Source organism: Allobosea sp. 05T439 (assembly GCF_056396005.1).
This window is the reverse complement of the sequence record NZ_JBFTKP010000021.1, coordinates 15,612-39,473: the sequence shown is the minus strand read 5'-3', so window position 1 is coordinate 39,473 and position 23,862 is coordinate 15,612. Positions and strand designations below refer to the sequence as shown.

Annotated in this window: 26 protein-coding genes and 1 tRNA gene; 11 read left to right on the top strand and 16 right to left on the bottom strand. The window is 64.5% G+C overall.

Going from position 1 to position 23,862, the window contains the following annotated elements:
* Positions 1 to 9: 9 nt before the first annotated feature.
* Together AC1DIO_RS22265 and dusB are read right to left on the bottom strand one after the other, a co-directional pair.
* Positions 10 to 1,095, bottom strand: coding sequence for a two-component system sensor histidine kinase NtrB (locus tag AC1DIO_RS22265; RefSeq protein WP_069882745.1), 1,086 nt, complete (start codon positions 1,093 to 1,095; stop codon positions 10 to 12).
* A 73-nt stretch (positions 1,096 to 1,168) separates the two neighbouring features.
* Positions 1,169 to 2,191, bottom strand: a complete 1,023-nt coding sequence (gene dusB / locus AC1DIO_RS22260) for a tRNA dihydrouridine synthase DusB (RefSeq protein WP_476776547.1) — start codon at positions 2,189 to 2,191, stop codon at positions 1,169 to 1,171.
* A 163-nt stretch (positions 2,192 to 2,354) separates the two neighbouring features.
* On the opposite strand from dusB, the gene AC1DIO_RS22255 reads away from it, so the two are divergent.
* Both AC1DIO_RS22255 and AC1DIO_RS22250 read left to right on the top strand, forming a co-directional pair.
* Positions 2,355 to 3,560, top strand: a complete 1,206-nt coding sequence (locus AC1DIO_RS22255) for a bifunctional 2-C-methyl-D-erythritol 4-phosphate cytidylyltransferase/2-C-methyl-D-erythritol 2,4-cyclodiphosphate synthase (protein ID WP_476776548.1) — start codon at positions 2,355 to 2,357, stop codon at positions 3,558 to 3,560.
* Between the two features lie 11 nt (positions 3,561 to 3,571).
* A complete protein-coding gene (locus AC1DIO_RS22250) occupies positions 3,572 to 4,069 on the top strand; it encodes a CinA family protein (protein ID WP_441491633.1) in 498 nt (165 codons plus the stop codon).
* Here AC1DIO_RS22250 and AC1DIO_RS22245 read toward each other — a convergent pair.
* The 14 genes from AC1DIO_RS22245 to AC1DIO_RS22180 form a co-directional block, all read right to left on the bottom strand.
* The gene (locus AC1DIO_RS22245; protein WP_476776549.1) at positions 4,041 to 4,529 is read right to left on the bottom strand and encodes a type II toxin-antitoxin system RatA family toxin; all 489 of its coding nucleotides are present in this window, start codon (positions 4,527 to 4,529) and stop codon (positions 4,041 to 4,043) included. The genes AC1DIO_RS22250 and AC1DIO_RS22245 overlap by 29 nt on opposite strands.
* A 14-nt stretch (positions 4,530 to 4,543) precedes the next feature.
* A complete protein-coding gene (gene lipA, locus AC1DIO_RS22240; protein ID WP_476854086.1) occupies positions 4,544 to 5,548 on the bottom strand; it encodes a lipoyl synthase in 1,005 nt (334 codons plus the stop codon).
* A 91-nt stretch (positions 5,549 to 5,639) separates the two neighbouring features.
* Entirely contained in the window at positions 5,640 to 5,924 is a 285-nt protein-coding gene (locus tag AC1DIO_RS22235) for a GlsB/YeaQ/YmgE family stress response membrane protein (protein WP_069880860.1), read from the bottom strand.
* A gap of 71 nt (positions 5,925 to 5,995) precedes the next feature.
* The gene (locus AC1DIO_RS22230) at positions 5,996 to 6,340 is read right to left on the bottom strand and encodes a GlsB/YeaQ/YmgE family stress response membrane protein (RefSeq protein ID WP_441491636.1); all 345 of its coding nucleotides are present in this window, start codon (positions 6,338 to 6,340) and stop codon (positions 5,996 to 5,998) included.
* 47 nt (positions 6,341 to 6,387) lie between these two features.
* Positions 6,388 to 6,636: a GlsB/YeaQ/YmgE family stress response membrane protein gene (locus tag AC1DIO_RS22225; RefSeq protein ID WP_441491637.1), complete on the bottom strand. Its 249-nt coding sequence runs from the start codon at positions 6,634 to 6,636 to the stop codon at positions 6,388 to 6,390.
* Between the two features lie 72 nt (positions 6,637 to 6,708).
* Positions 6,709 to 8,148 (bottom strand): dihydrolipoyl dehydrogenase, encoded by a 1,440-nt coding sequence (gene lpdA / locus AC1DIO_RS22220; RefSeq protein WP_476776550.1) that lies wholly within the window; start codon positions 8,146 to 8,148, stop codon positions 6,709 to 6,711.
* Positions 8,149 to 8,214: 66 nt separating this feature from the next.
* On the bottom strand, positions 8,215 to 8,961 hold the full coding sequence (locus tag AC1DIO_RS22215; RefSeq protein ID WP_476776551.1) for a YqhG/Tai3 family protein: 747 nt from the start codon (positions 8,959 to 8,961) through the stop codon (positions 8,215 to 8,217).
* Positions 8,962 to 9,021: 60 nt separating this feature from the next.
* Positions 9,022 to 10,353 carry a pyruvate dehydrogenase complex dihydrolipoamide acetyltransferase gene (locus AC1DIO_RS22210; protein WP_476776552.1) on the bottom strand — a complete coding sequence of 444 codons (1,332 nt, stop codon included), beginning with the start codon at positions 10,351 to 10,353 and terminating at the stop codon, positions 9,022 to 9,024.
* Positions 10,344 to 10,727 carry a hypothetical protein gene (locus tag AC1DIO_RS22205; RefSeq protein ID WP_113512609.1) on the bottom strand — a complete coding sequence of 128 codons (384 nt, stop codon included), beginning with the start codon at positions 10,725 to 10,727 and terminating at the stop codon, positions 10,344 to 10,346. Before AC1DIO_RS22205 ends, AC1DIO_RS22210 begins: the two co-directional genes overlap by 10 nt.
* A gap of 4 nt (positions 10,728 to 10,731) precedes the next feature.
* Positions 10,732 to 12,141 (bottom strand): pyruvate dehydrogenase complex E1 component subunit beta, encoded by a 1,410-nt coding sequence (locus tag AC1DIO_RS22200; protein ID WP_476854085.1) that lies wholly within the window; start codon positions 12,139 to 12,141, stop codon positions 10,732 to 10,734.
* Between the two features lie 79 nt (positions 12,142 to 12,220).
* The gene (pdhA, locus tag AC1DIO_RS22195; protein WP_244523678.1) at positions 12,221 to 13,201 is read right to left on the bottom strand and encodes a pyruvate dehydrogenase (acetyl-transferring) E1 component subunit alpha; all 981 of its coding nucleotides are present in this window, start codon (positions 13,199 to 13,201) and stop codon (positions 12,221 to 12,223) included.
* A gap of 298 nt (positions 13,202 to 13,499) precedes the next feature.
* Positions 13,500 to 13,811 (bottom strand): FtsB family cell division protein, encoded by a 312-nt coding sequence (locus tag AC1DIO_RS22190; protein ID WP_113512615.1) that lies wholly within the window; start codon positions 13,809 to 13,811, stop codon positions 13,500 to 13,502.
* A 41-nt stretch (positions 13,812 to 13,852) separates the two neighbouring features.
* A complete protein-coding gene (locus AC1DIO_RS22185) occupies positions 13,853 to 14,935 on the bottom strand; it encodes a hypothetical protein (protein ID WP_476854084.1) in 1,083 nt (360 codons plus the stop codon).
* On the bottom strand, positions 14,928 to 15,908 hold the full coding sequence (locus AC1DIO_RS22180; protein WP_476854083.1) for a threonine dehydratase: 981 nt from the start codon (positions 15,906 to 15,908) through the stop codon (positions 14,928 to 14,930). The genes AC1DIO_RS22185 and AC1DIO_RS22180 overlap by 8 nt, the downstream gene beginning before the upstream one ends.
* Positions 15,909 to 16,018: 110 nt before the next feature.
* On the opposite strand from AC1DIO_RS22180, the gene AC1DIO_RS22175 reads away from it, so the two are divergent.
* The 9 genes from AC1DIO_RS22175 (at position 16,019) to AC1DIO_RS22135 (ending at position 23,812) form a co-directional block, all read left to right on the top strand.
* Positions 16,019 to 16,093 (top strand) — tRNA-Lys (locus AC1DIO_RS22175).
* Positions 16,094 to 16,345: 252 nt separating this feature from the next.
* Positions 16,346 to 17,002 (top strand): NUDIX hydrolase, encoded by a 657-nt coding sequence (locus AC1DIO_RS22170; RefSeq protein WP_441508741.1) that lies wholly within the window; start codon positions 16,346 to 16,348, stop codon positions 17,000 to 17,002.
* A gap of 268 nt (positions 17,003 to 17,270) precedes the next feature.
* A complete protein-coding gene (locus tag AC1DIO_RS22165; protein ID WP_441508742.1) occupies positions 17,271 to 17,921 on the top strand; it encodes a GntR family transcriptional regulator in 651 nt (216 codons plus the stop codon).
* Between the two features lie 14 nt (positions 17,922 to 17,935).
* A complete protein-coding gene (locus AC1DIO_RS22160; RefSeq protein ID WP_441508743.1) occupies positions 17,936 to 18,922 on the top strand; it encodes an alpha/beta hydrolase in 987 nt (328 codons plus the stop codon).
* Positions 18,895 to 20,115, top strand: coding sequence for an ABC transporter substrate-binding protein (locus AC1DIO_RS22155; protein WP_476854082.1), 1,221 nt, complete (start codon positions 18,895 to 18,897; stop codon positions 20,113 to 20,115). Before AC1DIO_RS22160 ends, AC1DIO_RS22155 begins: the two co-directional genes overlap by 28 nt.
* Positions 20,116 to 20,179: 64 nt before the next feature.
* Positions 20,180 to 21,085, top strand: a complete 906-nt coding sequence (locus AC1DIO_RS22150) for a carbohydrate ABC transporter permease (protein ID WP_441508745.1) — start codon at positions 20,180 to 20,182, stop codon at positions 21,083 to 21,085.
* Positions 21,082 to 21,918 (top strand): carbohydrate ABC transporter permease, encoded by an 837-nt coding sequence (locus AC1DIO_RS22145; protein ID WP_441508746.1) that lies wholly within the window; start codon positions 21,082 to 21,084, stop codon positions 21,916 to 21,918. The genes AC1DIO_RS22150 and AC1DIO_RS22145 overlap by 4 nt, the downstream gene beginning before the upstream one ends.
* Entirely contained in the window at positions 21,915 to 22,802 is an 888-nt protein-coding gene (locus tag AC1DIO_RS22140) for a sugar phosphate isomerase/epimerase family protein (RefSeq protein WP_476854081.1), read from the top strand. Before AC1DIO_RS22145 ends, AC1DIO_RS22140 begins: the two co-directional genes overlap by 4 nt.
* The gene (locus AC1DIO_RS22135) at positions 22,799 to 23,812 is read left to right on the top strand and encodes a Gfo/Idh/MocA family protein (protein ID WP_441508748.1); all 1,014 of its coding nucleotides are present in this window, start codon (positions 22,799 to 22,801) and stop codon (positions 23,810 to 23,812) included. The genes AC1DIO_RS22140 and AC1DIO_RS22135 overlap by 4 nt, the downstream gene beginning before the upstream one ends.
* Positions 23,813 to 23,862: the final 50 nt, after the last annotated feature.

Below are 23,862 nucleotides of genomic sequence, written 5' to 3'. Positions count from 1 at the left end.
CTGTGAACCTCAAGCGCTCCGTGTGGGACGCGCTTCATGCAGGGGCAGAAGAATCCGGAATGTCGTGCGCCGCGGCACAGACTCGCATTCGACGATTCCGCCGTGGTCGCCGATCACCTTCGCTACGAGTGCAAGTCCAAGGCCACTGCCCTGAGCCTTGGTGGTGACGAAGGGATCGAACAGATGCGGCAGCAGGTCGTGAGGCACGCCGGGGCCGTTGTCGCGGATGCCGATCTCCAGCGGTAGTGCGATCCGGCTTGCCGAGCCGGCATGCTGCATGCGGATGCCGGGGCGATAGGCCGTGGTCAGTGTGATCTCGCCATCAATCGCATGTTCACCAATGGCTTCCGCCGCATTCTTCATCAGGTTCAGTAGAACCTGGACCAGCTGATCGCGGTTGCCGGCGACCGGCGGCAGTGAAGGGTCGTAAACCTCGTTGAAGCGGATGTGCCTGGCAAAGCCCGATTGGGCCAGCCGTTTCACATGGTCCAGCACGTCATGGACATTGACCGGCCCGCGCTCACTCGGGCGTTCATCGCCAAACAGCTCGACACGCTCGACAAGCTTCACGATCCGGTCGGCCTCGTCGCAGATCAGCTGGGTCAGCATCCGATCGCTGTCAGGCACCGAGGCTTCAAGAAGCTGCGCCGCACCACGAATGCCGGAGAGCGGGTTCTTGATCTCGTGTGCGAGCATCGCGCCGAGGGCGGTGATGGAGCGGGCTGCTCCTCGATGCGTCAGCTGTCTGTCCATTTTTTCGGCAATTGTTCGTTCTTGCAGCATCAGCACGACGGCTTCGCTCTGATTGGGCAAGGGCGAGGCAAAAACATCGACGATGCGCTCGATGCCGATCCGGGGCGAGCCCAGATCCAGCCGGTACTCGGTGACGCTGGCGCCGCGCCGCTGCACATCCTCCACCAGGGACAGCACGGGGGAGCCAAAGGCGATCACATCGTCGAGACGCTGGCGCTTGAGCACGACCACGCTCGACTGGAAGAAGTCTTCAGCCGCCGTGTTGGCGTAAAGAATGCCGTGCCCTTCGCCGATGACGAGCACCGGCATGGGCAGGACATTCAGCGCCTGCATTTCCACCATATCGAGCAAGGTCAGATCCCGCTCATCGCCAACCTCGTCGGCAAACGCCATCGCCATACGCAATCGTCCTCGCTCAGGCTGCCTCGCGGCTGCATTCAGTGGAAAACAAGGCAGCCAGCGCGCGCAGGGCCTGATGAGGATCATCCGTGGTCAAGAGCGCGCGACGTTGTTCGGGGTCGGGGGCGCAGCCGGTTGCGACCGCCTCATCGGCATAGGCGGCCAGATGCTTCCGGGCATGACGCACGCCCTGCTCGCGGCCGAGCAGGGACAGCAGGCCCTCGTAGTGTTCCTGCGCGACCGCATGCTTCTGTGCTGCGCTCAACTCCGTCACCTGGCGTCCGGCGAGTGCGTCGCCCACCGCGCCGACAAGCCAGGGCCGCCCCAGAGCCGCGCGTCCGACCATGACGAAATTCGCGCCCGAGCGCTCAAGGCATGCCTCGGCATCGGCGACGCCATGAATGTCGCCATTGGCAACGAGCGGGAAATCACCGGTTTCGCGCACGGCCTGAATCGCACGCCAGTCGGCGACGCCCTTGTAGAATTGCTGCCGGGTGCGGCCATGGACCGTGATCATCGCGGCGCCGGCGGATATGGCGCGGTGCGCCAGCTCGGGCGCGTTGCGGGACGCGTCATCCCAGCCGAGCCGCATTTTCACCGTCACCGGAATGTTCACGGAACTGACCGCCGCCTCGACAAGCGAAAGCGCATGGTCGAGATCGCGCATCAGCGCCGAACCGGCCCAGCCGCCCGTCACGCGCTTGGCGGGGCAGCCCATATTGATGTCGACGATCTGCGCCCCGGTTGCTTCGGCCAGCCGGGCAGCCTCTCCGAGCCAGTGCGGATCGCAGCCGGCAAGCTGGACGACATGCGGGAAGACCCCTGCCCCCTCGGCGCGCAACCGGGCCTCTTCGCTGCCGCGCACGAATTCGTCGGATGCGACCATTTCTGAGACGACGAGCCCCGCACCGAATCGCGCAGCGATGCGACGCATCACGACGTCGGTGACGCCCGACATCGGCGCCAGAAAGGCTCGGGAGGCGATCGCAACCCCGGCAATGCCGGAGAGTTCGTCGCCCGATTTTGAGGCAATATCCATTGTGGCTATTTATTGGACATTGCTGCATCAGCGCAAGGGATTTCGAACCAATGCTGCAATGCAATATCGACGCAGCCCGGAACGGATGGTCGCAGCGCTTCGCGCCGCACTTGGCGATTGCATAACCGGCGACTATCAACCGGGCTCTAGCTGGAGCCTTGCCGTGTCGTCCGAAACAGTGACAAGTCTTCCGTCGGTGGCGGCCCTCGTCGTTGCGGCGGGGCGCGGCCTGCGTGCCGGCGGAGACTTGCCAAAGCAATATCGCCTTCTCGCCGGCCTGCCAGTCCTGCGGCGAACCCTGCTTCCATTGCTGGCTGAGCGGGCAATATCCCATGTCGTGGTCGTCATCGGGACCGGTGATGAGGCCTGCTATGCCGATGCTGTCGCAGGCTTCTCGTCCGGCAAGCTGCTCGGCCCGGTCACGGGGGGCGCGACCCGGCAGGACTCGGTGCGACTTGGCCTGCGGGCATTGGCAGCATCAGGATTCGATGGAACCGTGCTGGTCCATGATGCAGCCAGACCGTTCGCGTCCCGAAACTTGATCGAGCGCGCAATCGAAGCCGCGCAGAGCGGTTCGGCTTCTATCCCTGCCCTGCCGGTCACCGACACGATCAAGCGTGTGGACGGCAAGGGACAGATCATCGAGACACCGCCCCGCGACCAGCTCGTCAGCGTGCAGACGCCCCAGGCCTTTGCCTTCCGCTCGTTGCTGGCAGCCCATGAGGCGGCAGCTGCCGCAGCTGTCACCGGTCTCACCGACGATGCCGCCCTGATCGAATGGGCGGGCCATGCGGTCACGACCTTCCCTGGAGAGGCCATGAACGTGAAGCTGACGCATCCCGAGGATTTTGTGCTGGCGGAAGAGAGGCTCCGCAGGCAGCTGACCACCCGGGTCGGTACCGGCTATGATGTCCACGCCTTCACCGATGGCGATCATGTCTGGCTCGGTGGTGTCCGCATTCCGCACTCGCGCGGTGTGCGAGCCCATTCCGACGGCGACGTTGCGTTGCACGCCTTGACCGATGCCATTCTCGGGGCGCTGGCGGATGGCGATATCGGCACGCATTTCCCGCCGAGCGATCCGCAATGGCGCGGGGCCTCATCCGACCGCTTTCTCGCATTTGCCGCCGAGCGCGTCAGCGGGCGCGGCGGCGTGATCGACCATCTCGATCTCAGCATCGTTTGCGAGGCACCGAAGGTCGGCCCCTATCGCGAGCAGATTCGGGCGCGGATCGCCGAAGTCACGGGTGTGCGGCTTGACCAGGTTGGGCTCAAGGCGACGACATCGGAACGCATGGGCTTTACCGGTCGCGGCGAAGGGCTGGCGGCCTTGGCAACAGCCACGCTGCGCCTGCCCAACGACGAGTAGGGGCAACCACCATGTTCGATTCCGAGATCACCGCACTGGCCATCGACGTTCTGACGATCTGCCGTGATCGTGGACTGAGCGTCGCGACGGTCGAGTCCTGCACAGGTGGGCTCGTCTCGGGCGCACTGACCGCAATCCCGGGCTCGTCGGACGTCGTCAATGGCGGGCTGGTGACCTATTCGAACGCCGCCAAGACTGCATTGGCAGGCGTGAGTGCGACGCTGATCGACAGCTACGGTGCGGTCAGCGAGCCGGTTGCCCGCGCCATGGCGGAGGGCGGCCGCGCGGTGCTCAAGGCCGATCTCTCCGTMGCGGTCACCGGCGTTGCCGGGCCGGGCGGAGGCAGCGCCGCCAAACCCGTCGGGCTCGTCCATTTCGGCTGCGCGTCAACCGCGTTGACCACGCATCGGGAAAAGCGCTTCGGCGATCAGGGGAGAGACGAAATCCGCCGCCTCTCGGTCATCGAGGCGCTCGAGATGCTCAAGCAGGCGGCGCTGAGCCATCGGTGACCGTGGTCCGGGCACGGCCATAGACCAGGTCGGCCCGCCTCTCGAAAGCCTCGGCGAACTTGCGAAAGGCCTTGTCGAACATCGTACCCATCAGCAGGCTGAGCATGCGGCTGGCGAACTCATAGGAGATGAAGAAGGCGATCTCGCAGCCTCCTTCCATCGCCTTGAAGCTCCAGCGGTTCTCGAGATGCCGGAACGGGCCGTCGACATACTCGACAAGGATCTTCAGGTTGGCAGGATCAAGCGTGACGCGACTGGTGAAGGTCTCGCGGATCGCCTTGTAGCCGACCGTCATGTCGGCCATCAGCACCTCGCCGCCGCCTTCGCGCGGCGTCCGGCGTCGTACCACCAAGCCTTCGCAAAGCGGCAGGAACTGGGGGTATTTCTCGACATCCGCCACGAGCGCGAACATCCGCTCCGGCGAGTGCTTCACCCGGCGGGTGCTGTTGAACATCGGCATGAGATGCTACGCGCTCAACCGCCGAGCTTGGCTGCGCGGGCGTCCCTCAACCGCGCGAAATCCTCACCCGCGTGATGCGAGGACCGCGTCAGCGGCGTCGAGGACACCATCAGGAAGCCCTTCACATAGGCGATCGCCTCGAAACCCTTGAATTCGTCGGGCGTGACGAAGCGGATCACCGCGTGATGTTTGCGCGAGGGCGCGAGGTACTGGCCGATGGTCATGAAATCGACGTCGGCCGAGCGCAGGTCGTCCATCAGCTGAAGGATCTCGTTCCGCTCCTCGCCGAGACCGACCATGATGCCGGACTTGGTGAAGATGGTGGGGTCGAGTTCCTTCACACGCTGCAGCAGGTGCAGCGAATGGAAGTAGCGCGCGCCGGGGCGCACCTTCAGGTACTTGCCGGGCACCGTTTCGAGATTGTGGTTGAACACGTCCGGCTTGGCCGCGACCACCACTTCGAGCGCGCCGGGCTTGCGCAGGAAATCCGGCGTCAGGATTTCGATCGTCGTGCCGGGCGAAGCCTCGCGGATCGCGCGGATCACGCGGGCGAAATGCTCCGCACCACCGTCATCGAGATCATCGCGGTCGACCGAGGTGATGACGACATGCTCGAGGCCGAGCTTGGCCACGGCTTCGGCGACCTTGCGCGGCTCCTCCTGGTCGAGCGGCTGGGGCACGCCTGTCTTGACGTTGCAGAAGGCGCAGGCCCGCGTGCAGGTGTCACCCATGATCATGAAGGTGGCGTGCTTCTTCTCCCAGCACTCGCCGATATTCGGGCAGCCCGCTTCTTCGCAGACCGTGACGAGCTTGTTCTCCTTCACGATCTTCTGCGTTTCTGCCCATTTCGGTGAGCCGGGCGCCTTCACCCTGATCCAGTCCGGCTTGCGAAGGACGGGATTCTCCGGGCGCTTCTGCTTCTCGGGATGGCGCAACTCGGCCGCAGGTTTGGCATCCGCCTTGGGATTGCCGACATTGGGCCGCGGGTCGCGGTTCAGAAGATCGAGAACGAGAGCCATGTCGTTTCCAGTCACCCGGCGCCTGCAAGAGGCGCCAATTTGCTCTAGCTAATCTGCATCAGGCMCGGCGGCAACCTGACCGGAGGTCGCGTCAGGCTGCAGGTTTCCGCAACGCGTTCCAGATCACGATCACCACGCAGGCGCCCGCGATGGCCGCGACCAGGGTGCGAGGGAAGCCGTGGATCGGGATGTCGAGCAGCTCGGCCAGGCGGCTGCCGACGAAGGAGCCTGCCACGCCCACCAGCATGTTGGTGAAGAGGCCGTGATCGGACGACGTGATGCGCTCCGCGATCCAGCCGGCGAGCAGGCCGATCAGCAGTGTCGCGAAGAAGCCGTAGCCGGGCGTGCCGAGTGCGGCGTAGATGGGGCTATCCATGATCCGTCGTCCCTTTCGTCAGCCTGCAGGATGAATCCGTCGGACAGGCCGGGGACGGCCTGCACCGGTCGTCATGCGATGAACCTGGCCAGCAGCACCACGAGGATCGCGCCGAGCACCGCCATTGCCGCCTCGTCGAGAAAGGCGTGTCCGGTCCGCACCCGCCAGCCGGTGATCCGCACCAGCCCCTGCCCGACCAGCATGCCGAGCACTCCGACAACGGCGTGACGGATCAGCCCGCCACCGCCCACCACGAGGCTGGCGACGAAGCCCGTCACGGTCCCGAGCAGGATCGTCGGCGCGAGCGCCCGCCAATCCAATGGCAGGCCGCGACCAGGAGGCAGGACCTCGACCTTGTCATCGGGGATGACGCGGTCGTGACCACGGGATTTGCGCGTGCGCGGGCGTGTCGTCATCGCTGGGATATGCCCTCGCACAGCGCGAGTTTCCAGACCGGGAAATGTCAGGCGATCAGACGCGCCAGCAGCACCACGACGATGGCGCCGATCGTCGCCGTGATGATCTGCGAGACCAGCGGGTTGCCGATGCCGAGATTCACGCCAATCGCCGAGAGCAGAAAGCTGCCGACGAAGGCGCCGATCAGGCCGGTGATGATGTAGCGGACAAGCCCACCACCACCGACGACGATACTGGCGAGCCAGCCGGCGACGAGACCGATGATGATGGCGACGATAATCGAACGCAGATCCATGGTGGTCTCCAGCTCTCGTGTGTCAGTCTGCCATCACGGAACCTGGCGCGGAGGGCGCCCGGTTCAGCATCTCTACGCGTTCAGCACCTTCCCATAGGCGTCGAGCACGCTTTCCTTCATCGTCTCCGACAGCGTCGGATGCGGGAAGATGGTGTGCATCAGCTCTTCCTCGGTCGTCTCGAGGTTCATGGCGACGACGAAGCCCTGGATCAGCTCGGTCACTTCCGCCCCGACCATATGCGCGCCGAGCAGCTTGCCGGTCTTGGCATCGAAGATCGTCTTGACCAGGCCGCTATCCTCGCCGAGCGCGACCGCCTTGCCGTTGGCAACGAAGTTGAACCGGCCGACCTTGAGCTCGTGCCCTGCCGCCTTGGCCTTGGCCTCGGTCAGGCCGACGCTGGCGATCTGCGGGTGGCAATAGGTGCAGCCCGGGATCATGTTCTTGTCCATCGGGTGCGGATGAAGGCCCTTGATCGCCTCGACGCAGATCACTGCCTCGTGCTCGGCCTTATGCGCCAGCATCGGCGGCCCCGCGACGTCGCCGATCGCGTAGATGCCCTTCACATTGGTCCGGCAGAACTCGTCGATGGCGATGAAGCCGCGATCGGTCTTCACCCCGAGCGTTTCCAGACCGAGATTCTCGACATTGGCAACGACGCCGACGGCGGAGATCATGCGATCGGCTTGAATCGTCTGCTTGGCGCCCTTGTCGTCCTCGATATGGGCCGTGATCGAATCCGCCGATTTCTCGACCTTGGTCACCTTGGCGCTGGTGATGATCTTCATGCCATGCTTCTCGAAGGCCTTGCGGGCGAAGGCGCCGATCTCGGCATCCTCGACCGGCACGACCTGCGGCAGCACCTCGACCACCGTCACCTCGACGCCCATGGTGCGGTAGAATGAGGCGAACTCGATACCGATCGCGCCCGAGCCCATCACCAGCAGCGATTTCGGCATCTTCTGCGGGACCATCGCCTCGAAATAGGTCCAGATCAGCTTGCCATCCGGCTCGAGACCGGGAAGAGCACGCGGGCGTGCGCCCGTCGCGACAATGATGTGGTCGGCGGTGTAGCTGCCCTCGCCCTTGGCATTCTTCGGCGGTGGAACCTGCGGCTGCATGGCAGGCTTCGCCGTCTTGCCGACCACGATCGTGCCGGGCTTGGTCAGCTTGGCCTCGCCCCAGATGACGTCGACCTTGTTCTTCTTCATCAGGAACTGGACGCCATTGTTCATGCGGGCGGCGATGCCGCGCGAGCGTTGAACGATGGCKGCAAGATCGGCCTTGAAGGAGCCCTCGAGCGTCAGCCCATAGTCCTTGGCATGCTGGCCGTAATGCAGAATCTCGGCCGAGCGCAGCAAGGCCTTGGTCGGGATGCAGCCCCAGTTCGAGCAGATGCCGGCAAGGTGTTCGCGCTCGACGATCGCCGTCTTGAAGCCAAGCTGCGCCGAGCGGATCGCTGCGATGTAACCGCCGGGGCCGGAGCCGATGATGATGACGTCGTAGTCGGACATGTCCCTAACCCTTGTTCTAAATCGAAACCCGTCGCGCCGCGCGGTGCAGACGCCAAGCTCGATCGGCTACCATTGCTGTTTCGCTGCCCCCAGCTTCTGCAAGGCAGCGATGGATTGTGGCTCCCGCCCAAGCAGGAATGGGGCCTTGGTGCGCGCGGCGAGGCCAAAGACGTCGCCCTTGCGGGTCTCCCTCAATGCTTCACGCTGTTTCGCGTAGCTGCCGCATTCAAACCCGCTACCGCGATGCCCCGTCACGGGATTGTAGGAATTCGCAGCATAGCGGAAGCAGACATAGTTGAGGTTGATCTGGCCGCGGTAACGCCCTTCCTGAGGATCGTCGATCTCAGCCGAGGCGTTTTCCCAAAGCACGTTGAAGGTCCCGCGCAGGATCACATCGTTTCCGGGATACCAAAGAAAGGTCGTGCCGTTTGGTGCGATATACTCGACCTGAGTGCCGTGCTGAGGGCTATGGCTAACGATCGTTCTGTCGGCGAAGAACGACGCGCTCACCTCCGGGGCGGCATAGGCTCGGGGGAACGCTGCCGTTCCCGAGGCTGCCTTGGGTTGCGTGTTGCGCGAGGTGTAGTCCGCTTGGGTCAGCACGGGCCGCGGCGCGAACAGTGCCCTCGGCCTGCGATATTCGCGCGCGACCGCTGGTCCGAACTCAACCACAGGCGGATGGCTCGCGTTGACCTCTTTCGCTGGCGAGGTCGCTGCCGAATGAGGGGTCTGACAGGCAGTAAGCAACAGGGGAAGAACTGAGGCGATCAGCGAATACCTTCCCAACCGCCTGTCTCTGTGGCTTGCGCCCATTTGTCCCCTCAACCGATCGTCGTGCAGGCCAATCCGACTCTTGCGACGTCTAAACGCCCATCACACCAGCATCGCTATCGGCTTCTCCACATAGCCTTTGAAGGCCTGCAGCAGTTCCGCCCCGAGCGCGCCATCGACCGCGCGGTGGTCGGTCGAGAGCGTCACCGACATGATGGTCGCAATCGCCAGCGCACCGTTCTTGACCACGGCGCGCTGCTCACCGGCGCCGACCGCAAGGATCGTCGCATGCGGCGGGTTGATCACCGCGGCGAAATCCTTGACGCCGAACATGCCGAGATTGGAGACCGCCGACGTGCCGCCCTGGTATTCCTCGGGCTTGAGCTTGCGGGTCTTGGCACGCGCCGCCATGTCCTTCATCTCGTTCGAGATCTGGCTCAGCGGCTTGTGGCAGGCGTCGCGGATGATCGGCGTAATCAGGCCGCCCGGGATCGATACCGCGACGCCGACATCGGCATGCTTGTGCTTGAGCATGGCACCGTCGGTCCAGCTGACATTGGCATCCGGCACGGCGCGCAGCGCCAGGGCGAGAGCCTTGATCACCATGTCGTTGACCGAAAGCTTGTAAGCCGGCTTGCCGTCCTTCTCGGGTGCCGCAGCATTGAGTTCTGCGCGCAGCTTCAGCAGCGCGTCGAGCTCACAATCGACCGTCACGTAGAAATGCGGGATCGTCTGCTTCGCTTCGGTCAGGCGGCGCGCGATGGTCTTGCGCATGCCGTCATGCGGAATCTCCTCATAGGAGCCTGGCTCGAACAGCTTCTTGACCGCCTCGTCGGAGGGGCCGGCCGCGAGCGGGGCACCCGCCGGCTTGGGCGTGGCTGCCGCAGGAGCGGCTGCCGGCGCGGCCTTGGCGGCGCCGCCGGCCTTCGCCGTCTCGATATCGCGCTCGACGATCCGTCCGTGCGGGCCCGAGCCCTGGACCTTTGCAAGATCGAGCCCGGCATCCCTGGCGAGGCGACGCGCCAGCGGAGAGGCGAAGGGGCGGCTGCCGTCGGCAGCATGCGCAGCGGGCTGCCCAGCCACAACCGGGGCAGCTGCGGGAGCTGCCGCTGCTGCCTTGGCCTCGACCTTCGGCGCAGTCTCGCTCTTGGCGGGCGCGGTGCTGGGGGCCGATACGCTCTTGGCGTCCTCGCCCTCGCCGGCGATCACGCCGATGATTTCGTTGACCGCGACATCGGCCGTGCCTTCCGGCACCACGATCTTGGCCAGGATGCCCTCGTCGACGGCTTCGACCTCCATCGTCGCCTTGTCGGTCTCGATCTCGGCAAGGATGTCGCCGGACTTGATGGCGTCTCCTTCCTTCTTGAGCCACTTGGCGAGATTGCCCTTCTCCATGGTCGGCGAGAGAGCGGGCATCAGGATGTTTACGGGCATGGCTGGAGGCTCGCTTTTTCCAATTGGATGAGCAGCAGGCGGCGTGTCAGGCCCATGCCGAAGCTGAGGGACACGAAAACGAAGGCGATATAGTCGAGATGTTCCAGGGCGGTGCCGGCCAGCGTCCTCCCGAACATCAGCTCGGGAGCGAAGGTCTGGACTGCCTCCGGGATCAGCGTCAGCACGCCGCCCGCCGCCAGCAGGTAGGCGCAGAGATCGAGGCGGTGCAGGCGCAGGCGGGCGCCCGCTAGATGCGGCGGAGCCAGCGGGCGCGGCCGAAGCCGCTCCCGAGGTTTGAAATACGCGACCGCTCCAGAGGCCCCGGCAGCTGCGAGGCCGACCGCTGCGATCATGGCAGGGACGGTCAGCGCCACGGCATCAGGCCCTGTAGCAGACGGCCTTCGCCGCCGCGATGACCTCGCCGACATTCGGCAGGGCGAGCTTCTCGAGATTATGCGCATACGGCATCGGCACGTCCTTGCCGGTGACGCGGGCGACCGGCGCGTCGAGATAATCGAAGGCCGCTTCCATGATGCGCATGCCGATTTCGGCGGTGACGCCGGACTGCGGGAAGCCTTCCTCGACTGCGACGCAGCGGTTGGTCTTCTGCACGGAGGCAATGACCGTCTCGATATCCATCGGCCGGATGGTGCGCAGGTCGATGACTTCGGCCTCGATGCCTTCCTTGGCCAGGGCTTCGGCGGCGCCGAGCGCATAGGTCATGCCGATGCCGAAGGAGACGATGGTGACATCCGTGCCCGGACGCACGACCTTGGCCTTGCCGATCGGGATCAGGAAGTCGTCGCCCTTCGGAACCTCGAAGGTACGCCCGTAGAGAATCTCGTTCTCAAGGAAGATGATCGGGTTCGGATCGCGGATCGCGCTCTTCAGCAGGCCCTTCGCGTCCGAGGCGCTGTAAGGCATCACCACCTTGAGGCCGGGCACATTCGAGTACCAGGCGGCGTAGTCATGGCTGTGCTGGGCGGCGACGCGGGCGGCAGCACCGTTGGGTCCGCGGAAGACGATCGGGCAGCCCATCTGGCCGCCGGACATGTAGAGCGTCTTGGCCGCCGAGTTGATGATCTGGTCGATCGCCTGCATGGCGAAATTGAAGGTCATGAACTCGACGATCGGCCTCAGGCCGGTCAGCGCCGCACCAACGCCGATACCGGCGAAGCCGTGCTCGGTGATCGGGGTGTCGATGACGCGCTTGGGGCCGAATTCCTGGAGCAGGCCCTGCGTGACCTTGTAGGCGCCCTGATACTCGGCGACCTMTTCGCCCATGACGAAGACATCGCCATCCCGACGCATCTCCTCAGCCATGGCATCGCGCAGCGCCTCGCGGACCGTCATGGTGACGACCTCCGCACCCGCGGGGAACTCGCTCGACGCGTCATAGGACTTCGCCTGAGCAGGTACGCTCGGCGTGGCGGCGGCCGCAGGCGCTTCGGCCGAGGCCTTCTCCGCCTTGGCCTCGGGCTCGGCCGGCTTCTCGGCAACCGCCGCCGGCTTGGCGCCGCCTGAGGCTGCCGCCTTCACATCCTCACCATCGGCTGCGATCACGCCGATCGGCGTATTGACCGCGACGTTCTCGGTGCCGTCGGCAACCAGGATCTTGGCAAGGATGCCTTCGTCGACCGCTTCGACTTCCATGGTCGCCTTGTCGGTTTCGATCTCGGCCAGGATGTCGCCTGCCTTGATGGCATCCCCCTCGGCCTTGAGCCATTTGGCGAGCTTGCCCTCCTCCATGGTGGGCGAAAGCGCGGGCATAAGGATATCAATCGGCATGAACACACCCGGAATTTGAAAGGACGCGGGATCAGGAGATGCCGGCAAGGCCGGCAGAGACTTAGGCGCGGTCCGGGCCTCAGGCCCGGGCGTGCTCCAGCGTAATATCGGTGAAGAGCTCCGAGACATCGGGCTCCGGATCATGCGTTGCGAATTCGGCCGCGTCGTTGACGATCTCGCGGATCTTGGCGTCGATCGCCTTGAGCTCGTCTTCGGCGATCTTGAAATCGCGGGTGAGGCGCCCCCTCACCTGCTCGATCGGATCATGCTCCTCGCGCATCCGCTGGACTTCGTCCTTGGAGCGGTACTTTGCCGGATCAGACATCGAGTGACCGCGATAGCGATAGGTCTGCATCTCGAGAATGTAGGGACCCTTGCCCGAGCGGGCATGCGCGATGGCACGCTCGCCGGCAGCGCGCACGGCGCGGACATCCATGCCGTCGACCTGCTCGCCGGGAATGGAGAAGGACAGGCCGCGCTTGGAGAAATCGGTCTGCGCCGAAGCGCGGTTGACCGAAGTGCCCATGGCGTAGCGGTTGTTCTCGATCACGAACACGACCGGCAGCTTCCAGAGCTGGGCCATGTTGAAGCTTTCATAGACCTGGCCCTGATTGGCCGCGCCGTCGCCGAAATAGGTCATCGAGACCCGGCCGTCCTCCCGGTACCAGTTGGCGAAACCGAGGCCTGCACCGAGCGATACCTGCGCGCCGACGATGCCGTGCCCGCCGTAGAAGTTCTTCTCGCGGGAGAACATGTGCATCGAGCCGCCCTTGCCCTTGGAGTAGCCTCCGCGGCGCCCGGTCAGCTCGGCCATCACGCCGCGTGATTCCATTCCGGTCGCAAGCATGTGACCGTGATCGCGATAGCCGGTGATGACCTGATCGCCGTCCTTCGAGGCCATCTGCATGCCGATGACGACGGCTTCCTGGCCGATATAGAGGTGGCAGAAGCCACCGATCAGGCCCATGCCGTACATCTGCCCGGCCTTCTCCTCGAAGCGGCGGATCAGCAGCATCTCGTAATAGGCGTGAAGGTCTTCTTCCCTTGTGAAGGCGGGCATGTTGCTCAACGCTTTGGCCGCCCCCTTCTCCGCAGTTGTCTTGGCTGAACTGGCCTTTGCCGCGCCCTTGGTCGCGGTTTTGGCTTGAGCGGGAGCTTTCGTCTTGCGCGCGGCAACGGCCATCGGCGATCCTCCAAGATCATTCGACCTTGGTTGTAGAGGATCACATACCCCTTGGCGAGGGAGGTATCTCGCAATGCAGCATGAGTTATGTCGCTGATATTTCTAAGATTTCATGTATTAACTGGAATTCAGTTAATCGATGTAACCGGAACTATTCTGCGGCTTTTCCCGCTCCTCAGCGCCCCATGATGATGACATCGTTCCGATGGATCCGGCCGAGCGACGCGCGCGCGCGCTCTTCCAGCAGATCGCGATCGACGGCTTCGTCGCGCATCAGGGCGAGGCGTTGCTCCCAGCTCTTGCGCTCGGTGGTGAGCTCCTTGAGCTCATCCTCCATGACCCGCAGCGATTCCTGCAGGCCGCCGCGGGCCTCGAGCCCGCGCGAGCCATGCTGGGCATGGAACATGAAGTAGCCGACCGCTCCACTCGATACGAGATAGAGCGCGAGCGTGATGAAAAAGGATCTGAGACCACGGCGGACGACCATGCCGGCAGGCTAGCCTTGCGTGGTTTATGCCGGGTTAACGATCAGGGCCGGGAGACCTGCACGAAGCCGTCCKAACTCACCTGGGCGTCGCGCGCGATCGCTGTCAGGTCAGCCTCGACACGCCGCGCGATCGGCAGCCGGAAATGCAGCGGATCCCAGTAATTGCTATCCTGCTGCGTGACCATCGAGCGATGAGCGAAATCGGCGATGACGGCGCCGCGCCGCGCGGCGAGGGTTCGGAGCGCCTCCTTGCAGGCGGCGTAGCGCTGCCAGCCTGCCGAGCCCTCACGCGGCAGTGCCGTGAGATGAGCCGGCGGAAGAACGATCAGCTTTTTCGTCTGCCCCGGAAGTGCTGCCAGGGCCGTGTCGAGCCAGCCCAGCGCGGGAAAGCGCCAGCTTTCCCGTTCCGTCGCGTCCACCTTCGTCGCCGGCACGATCGGAGCCAGGTCTGGAGCAACGCCGCCAAAGTCGTGGAACAAGTGAGAGCGAGCCCGCGCCAGATCATACGTCTGTTCTGGTGGCGTGAACACTTCGTAGCCGTCGCGGCGGATCCGCTCAGGCAGATATCCGAGCCTATGCGCCAGAAGGCGGCCCGCGATTTCCAGCGTGGTCAGGTTGATCAGCTTCGGCCAGTCATTCCAGCGGGCGTCGTCATAGAGCCAGGGCGGAAATGGGCGCGGCGTCAGGCGTTTACCTGGTTCGGTCGCATCGGGATCGCACCATGTCGTGTCGATGCCCCAGATTACAGCCTTGGGCGTAGCCGTTTTGCGCGCGAACAACTCCGCCATCTGGACCTGCTCCCAAGGGGTGGCAGCGTTCATGGCGAGATTGGCCATGCGGACATCGAGGCCTTGCGACAGGACCGCAGGGTCGAGCAGCCGCATCGTCGATGTCCCGAAGATGGCAGAATCGAACGCGCCCGAGCGGACGAGCTGCGGGTACATGTAGCGCTGGTTGAGATCCATCAGCGGGCGCGCCGCCTGTCCGGTGGCAAGGCGCGAACCGAACGGATCCATCACCGCGATGAAGCCGAAGACAAGCAGGACCAGGGCGAGCGCCGCGCTGAGAAATGCCAGCGACCAGCACTTCCAACCCGCTGCGTCGGCAGCTTTCGAACTAGCCAATGCGAGGGGTTTCCCMGGCAAGAACCTTGCGGAAGACCGGCATGTCGATATTGCCGCCCCCAAGGACGACGCCAACCGAGGCGCCCTGGTTGAGTTCGAACTCGGCTGCTGCTGCCGCCAGCGGCGCAGCCCCGGCCCCTTCCGCGAGATTATGGGTGTCGAGATAATAGCTCCGGATCGCCTCGGCGATCGCATCTTCGCTGACGCGCACGATCCGCGCCGCGCCCTTCAGGATGATCGTGAGCGCACCGGCATCGGGCACCCGGACCGCAATGCCGTCAGCAAAGCTCGGAGCATCCTCGACCGCGACCACCTGTTTCGCCTCGACCGAGCGGGCGTAGGAATCGGCGATCTCCGAGACGACGCCGATGATCTCGGTCTTGAGGCCGAGCGCATCGCGCGCGGCAATCAGGCCGCAGATGCCGGAGCCAAGTCCGATCCCGACATAGACGCGCGTCAGATTCGGCCGCGCAGTGAAAAGCTCGAGCGCATAGGTTGCGACACCGCAGACGAGATCGCGATGGAAGGACGGCACCATCTCATAGCTGCGCTCGCGGGCGATTTGCTGAGCCGCGGCCCGGGCCTCGTCGAAATCCCGGCCGGTTTCGATCAGCTCGGCTCCGAGCGCCTTCATGGCGGCGTTCTTTTCCACAGCATTGCCGAGCGGCACGACGATCACCGAAGGCAGCCCGACTCCGCTTGCCGCCATCGCGATGCTCTGGCCGTGATTGCCGCGTGTCGCCGAGACGACGCCCTTCACATGCGGGCGCTCGCGCTTCAGTCGGTCGAGATAGACGATGCCGCCGCGCAGCTTGAAAGCCCCGATCGGCGTGTGATTTTCGTGCTTCACCACGATTTCGAAGCCGTGACGCTGCTGCAGCAGCGGCCAGGCATATTGCGGCGTTCCCGGGAAGACAGTGTCCACAAGAGCCTTGGCGGCCTTGATCTCGGACAGGGTGGGCAAATCGGTCATGCGGATCCTCCGGAGCGCTTCTGCCACATCTCAAAGCCATCGAACAATGACGGGAGTGTGCGAACGATGTTGACCGGCGGGCGGGGCGTCCGTATGTCAGCGCCCTGTGAGGGCGGGTAGCTCAGTGGTAGAGCACGTGACTTTTAATCATGTGGTCGAGGGTTCGATCCCCTCCCCGCTCACCAAAAACTCCACTATATCAGATAGATAAAGCGGATTGACCGCATTTCGTTCCGCCTCGGCGGGGGCCAAGCATATGGTGGTGTCGATTTGCCGCTGCCGTGGGCTCTGCAGGTCCATTCACTCAGGCAATGGCGAGATCACGCCCGTATCAGGTTCAGATCCCGCTGCCAGGCACGCGGGTGGTTCCGGACAAGATGTCGGCGCGGTGTTGAGGCCGCGATTGAGCGGCTAGCTCTCGCCGCCTCGATTCTAATGTGACGATCGCATTGAGGGTCACTGCGGGCGACACCGCCGCCTTGGCGCGCCATGGCGTGCTGGGTATAGCTAAAACTATGGACATGAAATGGCGTACCCTCTCTTCCAGGACATTGCTGAAAGATCGCTGGATTGACGTCAGGGCGGATGAGTGCCTGACGCCGACAGGGCACAGGGTCTCGCCCTACTACGTACTTACTTATCCCGATTGGGTTCAAACGGTCGCGATCACGCCCTGCGACGAGATTGTTTTGGTCCGCCAGTACAGGCACGGCGCGGCGGATACTTTCCTGGAGCTGCCAGGAGGGACGATGGACGAAGGTGATCTCGACCCGGGGCGATCAGCTGCACGTGAACTCGAGGAGGAGACCGGCTATCGCGCGACGGAGTTGCGCCTCGTTTCTTCGCTCTTCGCCAACCCAGCCACCCAACCGAACAGGGTCCACGTCTATCTTGCTATGGGGGCAGAGTTGACGGGGAGCCGGAAACTGGACGCCAGCGAAGAGGGGATGAGCGTTCATCTTATGCCCGTGCGGGAGATCTTGGATCGGCTACACGATGGAATTCTCAAGCATTCGCAACACATATCCTCCCTGCTGCTCGCCCTTTCTGTCTCTGGGCATCTCGCGCTTGGTTCTCCCAAGTCAGCCCTCTGAGTTTGAGTATCCGCTAGCAATGCTGGCGCCGAAGCAGGCGGAATTCATTATTGGCAAGCGTCGAGAATGAGCGCCTGGACGCGCCGCTTTGTCCACCGCCACCGACGATTGGACTACCTGCGGCTGTCCAGCGCTGGTCTGAGTCGTTTTCGTCGAGGCCGATACATCCCCTGACCGCCGCTGCAACAGTGCGCCGTGGGATCGAGGTCCGAGCAAGCCCTCGCAAACTGACTTGACATGTCGAATATCGATATCATTATCGATATTGATGAATGTGCTTATTCCGAACCAGATTCGAAGGCCCCGTGACGTCGTCTACGAGTCACTGAAGCGGCAGATCATGCTGAATGAGTTGCGTCCCGAGAGCGCTCTCACCGAGCTCGGCATGGCGCGCGAGCATGGTTGCAGCCAGGGCACGATCCGCGAGGCGCTCCTGCGCCTGCAGGAGGACGGGCTCGTGACCCGCTCCGGGCATCGCGGCACGATGGTGACCAGGCTTGATCCGGAGGAGGCGGAGGAAATTCTGGCTCTGCGCCGCCGGGTCGAGATCCGTGGCGCCTTGCGGGCGGTGCATCATGTCGAGCGCGACAGCCTGGAGCGGCTATACGCCATACAGGCCGACATGGATGCCGTCGCCGCAGCCGGCGACGAATATGCCCTGATCATCCTCGACATGGCTTTCCACCTGACGATCTTCCGCCTGTCGGGACTGGACGCGCTCGAGCAGATCCTGACCCGCTGCACCCTGCATTCGCACCGCTCGAAGCTCTGGGCACCGGGGCATCGCCGCCCGCTGACCGAGACCGCGACACGCCACCGCTTGCTGCTCGCCTTGCTCGAGGCCCGCGATGGGGAAGGCCTGTCATCGGCCATGGCGGAGCATATCGACACGATCGTCCTGCGTGACGGAACTGCCTAATGAAGAGCCCGCGAATGACGACCTGGATCGATCCGCAGATGCAGGTGCTTCTGGAACTGCTCCGCGCCGGCCCCGCCTTCGATTTCCGCTCCGCACCCATTGCCGAAGCACGTGCAACGGTCGATGCCGCAACATTGCCGTGGAGCGATGGCGCTCCGGCCATCCCGGCGAGCGATCTGGTCATTCCCACGGATGCCGGCGCGATGCGTGCGCGGCTTTACCGACCTGAAGGCGCGCAGGCAGAGTCCGTCATCGTCTATGCGCATGGCGGCGGCTGGACCTTCGGTTCGATCGAGACCCATGACGGAACGATGCGCAATCTCGCGGTGGCAGGGGGCTGCGCCGTGCTGGGCGTCGATTACAGGCTCGCTCCGGAACACCCGTTCCCGGCGCCGCTCGACGATCTCCTGGCCAGCGTCGCCTTCGTCGAGCGTGGCGGCCTGGGCACGCCCATACCGGCGGAGCGGATCGCGATCGCGGGCGATTCCGCCGGCGCCAATCTGGCGCTGGCAGCACTGCTGCGCCGGCGCGATGAGGGCTTGCCGCCGCTATCGGCTGCCGCGCTGTTCTACGGCTGCTACGAACCCGACTTCTCGACGGCGAGCCATGCGGCCTTCGGTGGCGGCGACTACCTGCTCACCAGCGCGAACATGCGCTGGTACTGGAACAATTTCCTCGGTGCCGAGCCGGACGAGACGCTGAGTCTCGCGGCGCCTGGCCGGGCTGCGCTTGCCGGCCTGCCGCCGCTCTATCTCTCCGCCGCGGGGCTCGATCCGCTGCGCGACGACACCATCCGGCTGGCCCAGCGCCTGGGCGAGGCCGGCGTGCCCTTCCGTTTCGATCACGTTCCCGGCGTCGTGCATGGCTGCCTGCGCATGAGCAGGGAACTCGCTGCCGCTGCCGACATGATCACCGCTGGCGGCCGCCACATTGCCAACCACCTCAACGATAAAAAAACCGGAGGAAGCCAACCATGGAACGCAGGACTTTCATCAAATTAGCGGGCGCCGGCGCTCTCGCCAGCCCCCTCGCCCGCCCCGCCATCGCCCAAGCCACCACAACGGTGCGCTGGTGGTACCATTTCGACAACCCGCAGCATTCGCCGGCTGAACTCATCGCCAAGTTCGAGGCAGCGAATCCCGGCATCAAGGTCCAGGCCGAGAGCATCCCGTGGGGCGGTGGTAACGACTACCAGACCCGGCTCTTCGCCGCCCTCGTCGCCGGCAACGGACCCGACTGCGCGATGGTGCGGTTGTCCTGGGCTGCGCGCTTCCAGCAGATGAAGGCGCTCTCCCCGATCGATGACCTGATCGCCGGCTGGGCCGGGCGCAGCGACATTGCGGACAACATCTGGAAGATCAACAKGGGCGCCGACGGCAAGCAATATTACCTGCCTCTGCAATATGTCGTGCTCTATCTCTATTATCGGCAGGACCTGTTCGAGCAGGCGGGGCTGAAACCGCCGGCAACCTTCGATGAATTCCGTGCGGCGGCCAAGGCTCTCACGAAGGGCGATGTCTCGGGCTTCGGCTTGCGTGGCGGCGCTGGTGGCTTCGACCACTGGGGGCCGTTCGTGCTCGGCGGCGGCGCCAGTTTCGAGAAGGGCGGAATGGTCAGCGACAAGGCGCTCGCAGCCAACCGCTGGTTCGTGGATCTCACCGTCAAGGACAAGGTGGTGCCGGCCTCGGCACCGACCGACAGCTTCCGGCAGATCGTCGATACCTTCAAGGCTGGCCGGACCGCCATGACCATCCATCATGTCGGCTCGGCCAACGAGATCGTCGGCGTGCTCGGCGACAAGGTTTCGGCTGTGCMGGTCCCGCGAGGCCCGGACGGCAAGGGCTGGACCTATTTCGGCGACGAGTCCAACGCCGTCTTCGCTGCCAGCAAGGCCAGGGAGGCGGCCTTCAAATGGTGCGCCTTCCTCTCCACGGCCGAGAACAACGTCGTGCTGAACAAGTTCACCGGGCAGTTGCCGATCGCGACGTCGGCGGCGAAGGACTGGACGCTGCATCCCAAGCGCTTCGTCGATGCGAGCGCGGCCTCGCTGCCGTTTGCGGCCTCGTTGCCGGATTCGCCCAAGACACCGGATTTCATCGCCCGGATCTGGCCGGCCAACATGCAAAGGGCGCTGCTCGGCCAGATCCAGCCTGACGAGATGATGCGTGCGATCGAGCAGCATTTTCACGGCTGACGGGATTGGCGGCAGACGGGCATCCGGCTGCCGCCTCCAGCCCTCGCTTCGACAGGTTTGAAACGTGACGTCGCTCACCCTCGCGCACAGGCAGCCTCTCGGCCGCAGCCTGACGCCCTTCTGGTTCCTGCTGCCGGCGATCCTGGTCACGGCGGGCGTCGTCCTGATTCCCGTCGCGCAGACGGCCTGGCTCAGCCTGCAGGACTACCTGCTCTACGATCCCGACAACGCCCGCTTCGTCGGACTGGGCAATTTCTCCAGGATCGCGCGAGACGAGGTTTTCTGGATCTCGCTGGGCCAATCCTTCATCTGGATCACTGGCGTTGTCGGACTGCAATTCCTGCTCGGGCTCGCGGCCGCCCTGCTGCTCAACCAGAGCTTCTGGTGGCGCGGACTGGCGCGCGCGCTCGTCATCATTCCCTGGGCGCTGCCAAGCGTCATCATCGGGTTGATGTGGACCTGGATGTACGACTTCAATCTCGGCGTCATCAACGACATCGCGATGCGGCTCGGCCTGATCGCAGCGCCGATCGCCTGGCTGGCCCGGCCCGATACCGCACTCTACGCCATCATGCTGGCGCTGATCTGGCAGGGCTTCCCCTTCTTCGCCGTCACCATTCTGGCCGGCCTGCAGACAGTGCCGGCCGAACTCTATGAGGCAGCCGAGATCGACGGCGCCACCGCCCGACAGCAGCTCTTCTACGTCACCCTGCCCTCGATCGCCGATGTCATCGCAACCGCACTTCTGCTGCGCACGATCTGGGTGGCGAATTCGCTCGACGTCATCCTGGTCATGACCGGCGGCGGACCAGGCTACGCCACCCATACCCTGCCGCTCTACGCCTTCCTGCGCGCGTCGAGCAGCATGGAATTCGGCTATGGCGCGGCGCTGGCATTGATCCTCACGGCGATGCTGCTGGGTGTGGTCTATCTCTATGTCAGGCGGGCGGCCCGGGGCATCGAGACATGATCGAACGACGCACCCGAATCCGGCGGATTCTGGAGGTGGAGCTTCCCGTCCTCCTCATCGTCCTGTTCGCGCTCGGCCCCTATGTCTGGATGATCCTGACCTCGCTGAAGCCGCAGGCGGAGCTTTCCGCCTGGCCGCTCCACTACTGGCCACGAGAGGCGACACTCGAGCATTACCGCGATCTGATCGCCCGCACGAGCTTTGCCGGCAGCCTGGGCAACAGCCTGATCATTGCAGTCGGCGCCAGCGTACTTGGCCTCGGCGTCAGCATCCCCGCGGCCTATGCCTTCTCGCGCTTCCGCTTCTCCGGACGCAGGGGCCTTCTGACCGGCTTCCTCGTCATCAACATGTTCCCGGTCGTGCTGCTCATCATCCCGCTCTTCCTGATGATGCGCCGGCTCGGGCTGATCGACACCTATCTCGGCGTCATTCTCGGTCATTCGACCTTCTCGATTCCCTTCGCGATCTGGATGCTGACGAGCTATTTCAATGCGATCCCCAAGGATCTCGACGAAGCGGCGATGATCGACGGCGCCAGCCGCCTGCAGACCATCCGCCTCATCATCCTGCCCCTGTTGATGCCCGGCGTCGTCACGGCCGGCATCTACATCTTCATCACCTCCTGGAACGAATACCTCTTCGCGATGATGCTCTCGGGCCAGGCGGTGCGCACCGTCACGGTCGCGCTCCAGCTCTTCATCGGCGAGTTCACCATCCAGTGGGGCCTTCTCACGGCCGGCGGCACGCTGATCGCGCTGCCGGTCACCTTCCTCTTCCTTCTGGTGCAAAGGCGGCTCGTGGGCGGGCTCACAGCCGGTGCGGTGAAATCATGACGACAAATCCGATCGGGGTCATCTCGATGTTCTATGCGCGGCCGTTCACGCGCGAGCATTTCGGCTGCTTCCCGCGGATGAAACGGGCCGGAGCCGATGTCGTCGAGTTGCTGGTACCGGAGCCGGGTGAACTCGATCTGGGCGAGACCCGCGCCGCCATCGCCGATGCCGGCCTCTCCTGCGTGCTCGCTGCCCGGGTCAACCTCAACCGCGACCTCGCCAGCGCCGATGCCGGCGCCCACCACGCGGGCGTCACCTATCTCGAAACATGCGTCGATGTGGCCGCAGCCCTCGGCGCAGCCATCGTCGGGGGGCCGCTCTATGGCGCCCCTCTCGTCTTCGCAGGCCGAGCTCCCTCCCCCGTCGACGACGAAGAGCGCAAGCGCCGCATCGATGCGATCGTCGTCGGCCTCTCGCAGGCTGGGAAGCGCGCCGCCGACGCCGGCATCCAGTTCGGCGTCGAGCCGCTCAACCGCTTCGAGACCGATATCTGCAACACGACCCGTCACGCGCTCGAAATCGTCGAGCGCGTGAACAATCCCACCGTCGGCGTGATGCTCGATACCTTCCACATGAACATGGAGGAGTTCGATCTGACCGATGCCATCCGGCAGGCAGGATCGAAACTCCTGCATTTCCAGGCCAACGAGAACAATCGCGGCTTCGTCGGCTCCGGCCATATCGACTGGCCGGCGATCGCCCGTGCACTCCGCGACGTCGCCTATCGCGGGCCGATCGTGCTCGAACCGTTCCGACGCCGCGACGAGCGAGCCGGCACTCCCCTGGCCCAGTGGCGTGCGCCCACGGAGAACGAGGACGAACCGCTGGCCGCCAGCATCGCCTTCCTGAAGGCTGCACTCGCATTCGCCGGGAGGACGGCATGACCGGTTCAAGGACAGGCGCGCTTCGGGTCGGCTGGATCGGCTGCGGCGTCCATGCCAACGAGATGCTGCTGCCGCAGCTGACGCGGCATGATGTCGAGATCACTGCGCTCTGCGACACGGATGAGGCGCGGCTGAATACGACCGCCCGGCGCTACGGCGTCCCCGAAACTGGTCGCCTGCGCGACTGGCGCAGCTTCTTGTCCCGTGGCGATCTCGACGCGGTCGGTCTCGCGGTCGGTCCTGCCCTGCATCACGAGATTGGATTGGCAGCGATCGCGCGCGGCTTGCCGCTCTTCATCGAGAAGCCGCCGGCGCCGACGGCGCGACAAGCGGCCGAACTGGCCGAAGCCGCTGCGAGCCGCAAGGTGCCGGTCGTGCTCGGCTTCATGAAGCGCTATTCGACGGCCAACCGCATTGCCGCCAACGTCATCCGCGCGACGGAGTTCGGCGCAACGGCGAGTTTTCTCGGCGAGTACATGACCGCGCCGACCTATTTCGCCGGGGATCCGGATTATTCCGGCTTTTACCTGCATCATTGCGTGCATTATTTCGACCTCGTGCCGCACCTGATGGGCGAAGTCGCGAGCGTGAGCGCGAGGCGGCACGAACTGGCGCCGGGCAAGCTGCTGCTCCATGTCGATTTCCGCTTTGCCAATGGCGGCATCGGCACCCTGGTCTTGGGCACGCATCAGTCGCGCGGAACGCCGATGGAATGGTGGCAGGTGATGGGCGACCATACCCGCGTCGAGGTCCGCAATGTCCATGAAGTGCGCTATTTCAGAGCGCCCCCCTTCAAGGTCTCACGGGCCGAGGCCAGCCTGATCGATGGCGAAGACACMTTGGTCTGGGAGCCGAATCTGACGGCCGCCGCCAACGAGGACCACAAGGGCTATCACGCGCTTCTCGGCGACTTCGTTCGAGCGGCACGCGGCGAGCCGACGACCGCACCGAACGCGGCCGATGGCGCTGCCGCCATGGCGCTGCTCGAACAGGTAGTCGCCGAGCGTTGAGTCTGCTTGCGCCCCCTTCGGGACGCTGCGCCTCTGCGCCTGGGAGCCTG

Coding starts and splice junctions, on each gene's coding strand:
- AC1DIO_RS22165 (WP_441508742.1), top strand. CDS start 17,271: ATGAATGTGCTTATTCCGAACCAGATTCGAAGGCCCCGTGACGTCGTC.
- AC1DIO_RS22225 (WP_441491637.1), bottom strand. CDS start 6,636: ATGGATCTGCGTTCGATTATCGTCGCCATCATCATCGGTCTCGTCGCC.
- AC1DIO_RS22235 (WP_069880860.1), bottom strand. CDS start 5,924: ATGGATAGCCCCATCTACGCCGCACTCGGCACGCCCGGCTACGGCTTC.
- AC1DIO_RS22230 (WP_441491636.1), bottom strand. CDS start 6,340: ATGACGACACGCCCGCGCACGCGCAAATCCCGTGGTCACGACCGCGTC.
- AC1DIO_RS22215 (WP_476776551.1), bottom strand. CDS start 8,961: ATGGGCGCAAGCCACAGAGACAGGCGGTTGGGAAGGTATTCGCTGATC.
- AC1DIO_RS22190 (WP_113512615.1), bottom strand. CDS start 13,811: ATGGTCGTCCGCCGTGGTCTCAGATCCTTTTTCATCACGCTCGCGCTC.
- pdhA (WP_244523678.1), bottom strand. CDS start 13,201: ATGCCCGCCTTCACAAGGGAAGAAGACCTTCACGCCTATTACGAGATG.
- lipA (WP_476854086.1), bottom strand. CDS start 5,548: ATGGCTCTCGTTCTCGATCTTCTGAACCGCGACCCGCGGCCCAATGTC.
- AC1DIO_RS22210 (WP_476776552.1), bottom strand. CDS start 10,353: ATGCCCGTAAACATCCTGATGCCCGCTCTCTCGCCGACCATGGAGAAG.
- dusB (WP_476776547.1), bottom strand. CDS start 2,191: ATGGATATTGCCTCAAAATCGGGCGACGAACTCTCCGGCATTGCCGGG.
- AC1DIO_RS22245 (WP_476776549.1), bottom strand. CDS start 4,529: ATGCCGATGTTCAACAGCACCCGCCGGGTGAAGCACTCGCCGGAGCGG.
- AC1DIO_RS22160 (WP_441508743.1), top strand. CDS start 17,936: ATGACGACCTGGATCGATCCGCAGATGCAGGTGCTTCTGGAACTGCTC.
- AC1DIO_RS22265 (WP_069882745.1), bottom strand. CDS start 1,095: ATGGTGGAAATGCAGGCGCTGAATGTCCTGCCCATGCCGGTGCTCGTC.
- AC1DIO_RS22140 (WP_476854081.1), top strand. CDS start 21,915: ATGACGACAAATCCGATCGGGGTCATCTCGATGTTCTATGCGCGGCCG.
- AC1DIO_RS22145 (WP_441508746.1), top strand. CDS start 21,082: ATGATCGAACGACGCACCCGAATCCGGCGGATTCTGGAGGTGGAGCTT.